This is a genomic window from Spongiactinospora gelatinilytica, from assembly GCF_003236385.1.
Lineage (GTDB): Bacteria > Actinomycetota > Actinomycetes > Streptosporangiales > Streptosporangiaceae > Spongiactinospora > Spongiactinospora gelatinilytica.
The window spans coordinates 1-1063 of sequence record NZ_POUA01000758.1 but is presented as its reverse complement, the minus strand read 5'-3'; the positions used below and the strand labels follow the sequence as shown (position 1 = coordinate 1063).

The following is a 1063-nucleotide window of genomic DNA, read 5'->3' as shown; positions in this document are numbered from 1 at the left end:
GTTCCGTTGGGGGGTGGTGGGGGCTTTATGTCTGGGTCGGCCAGGTCGCGGAGGGTGTCGAGCTCGACTGTGCGGCGGTTGCGGTAGAGGGCCAGGACGATGGCGAGGCCGACGCCGAGTTCGGCGGCGGCGATCACGATGACGAACAATGTGAGCACCTGCCCGCCGTGCAGGCGGTCTTTGAGCCATACGTCGAAGGCGACCAGGTTGAGGTTGACCGCGTTGAGCATGAGCTCGACCGACATCAGGACCAGCACGGTGTTGCGGCGGGCGAGCACGCCGTAGACACCTACGGAGAACAACAGGGCGGACACCACGGCCGGGTAGACGATATGCATCAGCGCCCCCTGATATCGGTGCGTGAGAGCACGATCGCGCCGATCAGGGCGGCCAGCAGGAGCACGGAGAGCGCTTCGAAGGGCAGTACCCAGTTGCGGAACAGGCTGCTGCCGACCTCGGAGGCCGCTCCCCTGCCGGGTGTCAGGTCGGCGTAGGCGGTGCGGAACCCGTCGATCACGACGGTCACCAGCACGGCGGCGGTGGCGAGGGCGACGATGGCGGCGACCACGCGGTTGCCGCTGTCGAGGTCGGCGGATCGGCCGATCGGCGCCCGGGTGAGCATGATGCCGAACAGCAGGAGCGCCACGACCGCTCCCACGTAGATGAGCACCTGGACCCACGCGACGAACTCGGCGGTGAGCACCAGATAGCAGCCGGCCAGAGCGCCGAAGCAGAGGACGAGCCAGAGGGCGGCGTGGACGAGCTGCCTCGTCGTGACGACGAGCAGCGCCGACCCCACGGTCACCGCGCCCAGGAGCAAGAAGACGATCTCTTGCCCGGTCGGCGACAGGTAGGACGGCACCGCCCCGGTCATCACTCCTCCTTGGGATCCGGTGGTCGATCCGGCCTTTGCGAAGGAGTTTGCCGCTCGTCCCGGCCGCTCGTGTCACCCGAATCGGATTCTGTGGATGACCGCGAAGCGGCGGTTCCGCCTGTGGATATCTCGCCGCCTTCTGGCGGGCGGGCGGGGGGTTCGGCGGTTAAGGGTTCATCGCCGCTCACG

General features: G+C 67.9%; 2 protein-coding genes. Both read right to left on the bottom strand.

Annotated elements, in window-relative coordinates:
* A partial coding sequence (gene nuoK / locus C1I98_RS39200; protein WP_111172217.1) for an NADH-quinone oxidoreductase subunit NuoK occupies positions 1 to 338 on the bottom strand: 338 nt, incomplete at its 3' end.
* A complete protein-coding gene (locus C1I98_RS39195; RefSeq protein WP_111172216.1) occupies positions 338 to 874 on the bottom strand; it encodes an NADH-quinone oxidoreductase subunit J family protein in 537 nt (178 codons plus the stop codon). The genes C1I98_RS39195 and nuoK, both read right to left, overlap by 1 nt.
* Positions 875 to 1063 lie beyond the last annotated feature (189 nt).